Annotated in this window: 6 protein-coding genes, 1 tRNA gene and 1 pseudogene; 4 read left to right on the top strand and 4 right to left on the bottom strand. The window is 66.7% G+C overall.

All coding sequences use genetic code 11. The features are described 5' to 3' along the window. Together HUU96_RS10200 and HUU96_RS10195 are read left to right on the top strand one after the other, a co-directional pair. A partial coding sequence (locus tag HUU96_RS10200; protein WP_217430311.1) for a sugar phosphate nucleotidyltransferase occupies nt 1-750 on the top strand: 750 nt, incomplete at its 5' end. 2 nt (nt 751-752) lie between these two features. Beyond that, nucleotides 753-1757 carry a cation diffusion facilitator family transporter gene (locus HUU96_RS10195; protein ID WP_174292700.1) on the top strand — a complete coding sequence of 335 codons (1005 nt, stop codon included), beginning with the start codon at nt 753-755 and terminating at the stop codon, nt 1755-1757. Here HUU96_RS10195 and HUU96_RS10190 read toward each other — a convergent pair. Then, nucleotides 1703-2293, bottom strand: coding sequence for a DUF4893 domain-containing protein (locus tag HUU96_RS10190; protein WP_174292699.1), 591 nt, complete (start codon nt 2291-2293; stop codon nt 1703-1705). The genes HUU96_RS10195 and HUU96_RS10190 overlap by 55 nt on opposite strands. Next, entirely contained in the window at nt 2290-3075 is a 786-nt protein-coding gene (locus HUU96_RS10185) for a 3-hydroxybutyrate dehydrogenase (protein WP_174292698.1), read from the bottom strand. Before HUU96_RS10185 ends, HUU96_RS10190 begins: the two co-directional genes overlap by 4 nt. A 102-nt stretch (nt 3076-3177) precedes the next feature. Here HUU96_RS10185 and ypfJ point away from each other — a divergent pair, with 102 nt between their 5' ends. Continuing rightward, complete coding sequence (ypfJ, locus tag HUU96_RS10180) at nt 3178-4050, top strand: KPN_02809 family neutral zinc metallopeptidase (protein ID WP_174292697.1); 873 nt, start codon at nt 3178-3180, stop codon at nt 4048-4050. Nucleotides 4051-4133: 83 nt separating this feature from the next. Continuing rightward, a tRNA-Ala gene (locus HUU96_RS10175) sits at nt 4134-4209 on the top strand. Nucleotides 4210-4704: 495 nt separating this feature from the next. Here HUU96_RS10175 and HUU96_RS15140 read toward each other — a convergent pair. Both HUU96_RS15140 and HUU96_RS14975 read right to left on the bottom strand, forming a co-directional pair. Continuing rightward, nucleotides 4705-4919, bottom strand: a pseudogene (locus tag HUU96_RS15140) (transposase); the annotation flags it as partial. A gap of 383 nt (nt 4920-5302) precedes the next feature. Then, nucleotides 5303-5539 (bottom strand): TetR/AcrR family transcriptional regulator, encoded by a 237-nt coding sequence (locus HUU96_RS14975; RefSeq protein ID WP_217430310.1) that lies wholly within the window; start codon nt 5537-5539, stop codon nt 5303-5305. Between the last annotated feature and the right edge of the window lie 198 nt (nt 5540-5737).

Here is a 5737-nt window from a genome sequence, read left to right as displayed (position 1 = left end):
CGCCACCACCGAACGGGTCGCCGCCTGATGTGGGGGATCATCCCCGCCGCGGGCAACGGCACCCGCATCCAGCCGCTCGCCTTTTCCAAGGAGCTGCTCCCGGTCGGCAGCCGCATCGACGCCGACGGCACCGAGCGGCCCAAGGCGGTGAGCGAATATCTCGCCGAGCGGCTGGTCGCGGGCGGCGCGACCAAGATCGCCTTCGTCATCTCTCCCACGAAGTCCGACATGCTGCGCTACTACGGCGCGGGTGTAGAAGGGGCGACCACCGCCTTCGTCGTCCAGCCCCATGCCAGCGGACTGTGCGACGCGATCTTCCGCGCCGCGCCGCTGGTCGCTGCCGACGAGCCGGTGCTGGTCGGCCTGCCCGATACGATCTGGTTCCCCGCCGACGCGCTCGCCCGCCTGCCGCGCGACCGGCTCGCGTTCCTGCTGTTCCCGGTCGAGCGGCCGGAGCTGTTCGATGCGGTGGTGCTCGACGACGCCGACGAGGTGGTCGCGATCGACGTCAAGCAGCCGGGCCCGCGCTCGTCGCTGATCTGGGGCGCATTCGGGATGCCTGGCCATGTCCTCCACGAACTGCACGACCTGTGGCGCGAGCCGGGGCGTGGCGACGAGTATATCGGCACGTTGGTCAACGCCTGGCTGGCGCGCGGCAACACCGCCTGCGGGGTGCGAGCCGGCACCAGCTATGTCGATGTCGGCACGCTTGGCGGTTATCGCTCCGCGATCATGCTGCTGGCGGGCTGAGCATGGCCGAGGGGATCGTCGCCCGGCTGCGTGGCAACCTCGTGCTGTACGGCGCGCTCGCCGCCAACCTCGGCATCGGCGTCGCGAAGTTCGTCGCCGCGGCGCTGTCGGGCTCCTCGTCGATGCTGACCGAGGGGTTCCACTCCTGCGTCGACAGCCTAAACCAGATCCTCCTGCTCTATGGCCAGAAGCGCGCCAAGCGGCCGCCCGACAAGCACCACCCGTTCGGGTACGGCCGCGAGCTGTATTTCTGGGCGTTCATCGTCGCCATCCTGATCTTCGCGATCGGCGCGGGCGTGTCGGTATTCGAAGGCTGGCGGCACATCGCCGAGCCGGAGCCGCCGAGCGACCCCTTGCTGAACTACATCGTGCTGGGCGTGTCGTTCCTGCTCGAAGGATCGTCGTGGACGCTGGCGGTGCGCGAGTTCGCCGGGACCAAGCGCCAGGAGCGCGGCTGGTGGCGCTCGATCCGCGAGTCGAAGGACCCGGCGGCATTCATCGTGCTGTTCGAGGACAGCGCGGCGATCGCCGGGCTGGCGGTCGCGGCGCTGGGCGTGTGGGCGAGCCATCGCTTCGCAGACCCGCGGCTGGACGGCATCGCCTCGATCGTCATCGGCCTGATCCTCGCCGCGGTCGCCGTGCTGCTGGCGCGCGAGGCCAAGGGCCTGCTGATCGGCGAGCGCGCCGATCCCGAAGTGGTCGCGACCGTCCGCCGCATCGTCGATGCGCAGTCGTGGATCACCGCGGTCAACCATGTCCGCACCATCCATACCGGCCCCGACAGCGTCTTCGTCGCGATCAGCGCCGACTTCGTCGACACGCTGACGATGGGCGAGGGCGAGACGTTGATCGAGGCGCTGGAGGCCGAATTGCGCGCCACCCTGCCCGAACTCGCGTCCATCTATATCCGGCCCGAGAAGCGTGAGGACGCGACGCTGGTGGTGGAACCGGCTCAGGACGCCGGCAGCAGCTCGATCAGGTCCAGCGTCGCGCCGAACCGCGGATAGGGCAGCACCAGCCGCCAGCGCTGCTCGCCGATCCGCTCGACCGCACCCGCCAGGTCGCGACCGGCCGCATGCCCATAGGTCTCCGGCCGATGCTCGTCGCCGAACATCGTCGTCCCCAGGAAGATCGCGCGCCGATCGGTGTCGGCACAGATCAGCCCCGCGCGCCGCTCGCCGCCGTCGAGGTCGGAGAACTGGCGCGGCAGGTCGTCCCCGTCGATACGACACCGCCCCCATGGCTCGATTTTGAGCTCAGCGCGATCGAGCCCCGTGCCGATGCCGACGTGGCGACAGCGATACGCCCCCGCCGGCGGCAACGCCCGGTCGATCAGCGCTGCGTCGGGGTCGAACAACACCGGATCGGCCGCCACCGCCGCCACGCCGCTGGTCTTGACCGCGGCCAGCGCACCCTTCCAGGCGGTGCGCCAGTCACGCAGCCGCTGCCGGTCGCGTACGGTAATCGTCTTGTGCCAGTCGCTGGCCTGCGCCGAGACGGTGCCGGCCAGCGCCAGCGCCAGCAGGACCGCATAGCGCCTCATGCCGCCGTCCAGCCGCCATCCATCGACAGGTTCGCGCCGGTGATCGACGCCGCCTCGTCACGGCACAGGAACAGCGCGAGCGCGGCCACCTGCTCGGCAGTGACGAACTGCTTGGTCGGCTGTGCCGCCAGCAGCACGTCGTTGATCACCTGCTCGCGGGTGATGCCCCTCGCCTTCATCGTGTCGGGGATCTGATGCTCGACCAGAGGCGTCCAGACATAGCCGGGGGAGATCGCGTTGACGGTGATGCCGTCGGTGGCGGTCTCCAGCGCCACCGTCTTGGTCAGGCCGACGACGCCGTGCTTGGCCATGACATAGGCCGACTTGTTGGGGCTGGCGGTCAGTGAATGGGCGGAGGCGGTGGTGATGATCCGCCCCCATCCCCTCGCGCGCATGGCCGGCACCGCGGCGCGCATCATGTGCCAGGCCGACGACATGTTGATCGCGATGATGCGGTCATATTGCTCGGGCGGGAAGTCGGCGATGGGGGAGACATGCTGGATGCCGGCATTGTTGACGACGATGTCGCAGCTGCCGGTCTCGGCGACCGCGCGCGCGACCAGCGCCGCGATCTCGTCCGGCCGGGTCATGTCAGCCGCGTCGTACAGCGCCGCCGCACCGCTCGCGGCCGCCAGTTCGGCACGGATCGTCTCGATCGCGGCCGCGTCGCCGAAACCGTTGAGCACCACCGCCGCGCCCTCGCCCGCCAGCGCGTGGGCACAGGCGAGGCCGATGCCCGAGGTCGAGCCGGTGACCACCGCCGTCTTGCCACCCAGGATCATGCGTCCTCCTTGCCCTGCCGCGACATGCGCCGGTCGACGCGTTCTTGCAACGATCACCGTCGCGCCGCATGGCGAAACAACGGCTGTGAGCAGGAGAGCGGAATGCGCCTCGACGATTTCGATCCCAACGACATCGATGTCGGCGAGGCGCGCGGCGGCGGCGGCTTCGGCGGTGGCGGTGGAGGCGGCGGCGGCCTGCTGATCGGGCTGTTGCCGCTGGTCGGCAGCCGGTTCGGCTGTGGCGGGATCGTCGTCGTACTGCTGTTGCTGGCGGTGTTCGGCGGGCTGGGCAGCCTGGGATCGCTGGTCGGCGGCGGGGGCGGCTCGCCCATATCGCAGCCGTCGCAGGGGCCGAGCAGCGTGACGCAGGTCTGCACCTCCAACCCGAACGCAAAGTCCGCCTGCAACGCGTTCGAATCGGCGCAGAAGACCTGGGAGGCGATCTTTGCGCGTGAAGGCCGGCAGTTCGAAAAGCCTGGCCTGCGCTTCTTCTCCGGCAGCGGTCAGTCGGGGTGCGGCGCGGCGCAGTCGGCGATGGGGCCATTCTACTGCCCCAGCGACCACGACATCTATCTCGACACCAGCTTCTTCGACGAACTCGCCAGCCGCTTCGGTGCCAAGGGCGACTTCGCGCAGGACTATGTCATCGCCCACGAGTTCGGCCACCATATCCAGAACCTGCTCGGCCGCAGCGCGCGGGGCAACGAGCAGTCGGTGCGGCTGGAATTGCAGGCCGACTGCTATGCCGGCGTCTGGGCGGCGAACAACCGCGACCGGCTCGACCCCGGCGACGTCCAGGAGGGGCTGACCGCCGCCCACGCGATCGGCGACGACACGCTGCAGCAGGAGACGCAGGGCCGCGTCGTTCCCGACAGCTTCACCCACGGCACCTCGGCGCAGCGGATGAAATGGCTGAAGCGCGGCATCGACACCGGCGACCCCGCCCAGTGCGACACCTTCAGCGGTTCGATCTGAGCCCGGCCCGATCCCGCCTGGCCTGTTGCATCGCCCAGGGGCAGTCGTTAAGGGCAGCGCTGTCGTTCCGGTCGCCCGGGCGCGGGGCCGTAGCTCAGATGGGAGAGCGCTGCAATCGCACTGCAGAGGTCAAGGGTTCGATTCCCTTCGGCTCCACCACCCCCGCCAGCCAATCTTTTAGCGACTTATGCGCACTATGTCAGCGAAGGTAACCGCGATTACGCACGGTTACGAACCGCATTGTCTCGCCGGTCTACTGAGGTCAGACGGTCCATGTCGGTCCAGAACGCCTGGACAGCGATGATCAGTTTGGCAAGATATGCTGGGCACGAGTGCATGTAATTGCGCTTGTTCATTCCAACTGGAGGGTGTCTCGCAGCGACATCGATCTGCCGCTCGTCGGCCAGTCTTGCGGCCATGACCTGTAAGTACCTAGAGATCGTCTCAGTAGATCCAACCGTCGCGCTCGGCGCAAATTTCGGCCAGTAGTTTTCGAGCTGCCCGCGTTCGGAGTAACGTCTCTTTCCTATTTCGGCGATCTCATGGCCGCGAGTTCGCCAGCAGCGACCATATCGGCGTACGCACGAGCGCGCGGACCTGTTCAACGTCCAAGTGCAGGCGCTGCCGCGCATGCTCGACGGCCTTTCGCTAAACGGCAGGCCTCACCAGCTTTTTTGAGGCGGCCTCCTTCAGCACGGCATTATCGAGCATCGCGTCCGCCAGCAGCTGCTTCAGCCGGCCGTTCTCCTCATCAAGCACCTTCAGCTTCCGCGCCTGCGACACGTCCATGCCGCCCTACTCGGCTTTCATGCATACAGCACGGCGCTGCTGATGCCGTGCTTGCGGCACACGTCGGCGGTCTTCATGCCGCCCTACTGCTCGCGCCACCTGCCAGCGAAGGCTCGATGATGCTCACGGAGCTAAGCTCCGCAGGTCGAGGCTCGCGACCTCGCTCGCGCCCTCCGGTACGTCTGGAGGTTATACTGGCGCATAGCTGGATTCATGTAGAGCTGAAAGGCGAGCATGATCGCCCGCACGGCCTCATCGATCGGCGTCTTGTGCTCGAACTGACCCGAAGCGCGCCCTTCCTGGATGATCGCCGCCGTAATTGCGCTGACATCTTCGAAATTAGTCAGAGCCGACTGCCAGTTCTACGTACAAGGATAGGCCGTGATGTTTGCGATGGTCATCGGTAGACGGCGCAATTTGTCTGTCGCAGATTTCTCCCGCGCCAGAGACTCATGCACGGACGTTATTGCGGCGCCAGGCACCGGCTGCAGATAGCTTCGCCAATGGCCTGTTTAGAGTCGAAGAACTTGTAGATGTACGCCTTGGAAAAGCCGATCGCCTTGGCAAGGTCGGCTACCGTGGTCTTGCCATAGCGATAGCGGCTGAAATGTTCGTCGACCGCATCGAAGATCTGGTCGCTAATGCTGTGATCGGCCGGACCGCGCTGTCCGGCTACTCTGCTGCGTGGAGGTCGCTCCATAAATGAACATAGCGCAAAACGCGAAGACTGACGACGAGTGACGCGTACGTCTAACAGTCACCACCACTAATATTGGTCGAGGTTGCTGTACGTGAACCTAACGTGTCACCGCCGCACAATTCGTAAGCATCCGGTGAGGGCCGCGGCTAGGCGGCTTTGAGCAGTTCTGCTGGTCGCCGCCAGTTCCATGGGAGCAGT

Source organism: Sphingomonas bacterium, from assembly GCF_903644135.1.
In the GTDB taxonomy this organism is placed as follows: domain Bacteria; phylum Pseudomonadota; class Alphaproteobacteria; order Sphingomonadales; family Sphingomonadaceae; genus Sphingomonas.
This window is presented reverse-complemented; position numbering and strand designations above follow the sequence as displayed.

Excerpts from the sequence above, each read along its gene's own strand:
- ypfJ (WP_174292697.1), top strand. The coding sequence starts at position 3,178 with ATGCGCCTCGACGATTTCGATCCCAACGACATCGATGTCGGCGAGGCG.
- HUU96_RS14975 (WP_217430310.1), bottom strand. The coding sequence starts at position 5,539 with ATGGAGCGACCTCCACGCAGCAGAGTAGCCGGACAGCGCGGTCCGGCC.
- HUU96_RS10195 (WP_174292700.1), top strand. The coding sequence starts at position 753 with ATGGCCGAGGGGATCGTCGCCCGGCTGCGTGGCAACCTCGTGCTGTAC.
- HUU96_RS10185 (WP_174292698.1), bottom strand. The coding sequence starts at position 3,075 with ATGATCCTGGGTGGCAAGACGGCGGTGGTCACCGGCTCGACCTCGGGC.
- HUU96_RS10190 (WP_174292699.1), bottom strand. The coding sequence starts at position 2,293 with ATGAGGCGCTATGCGGTCCTGCTGGCGCTGGCGCTGGCCGGCACCGTC.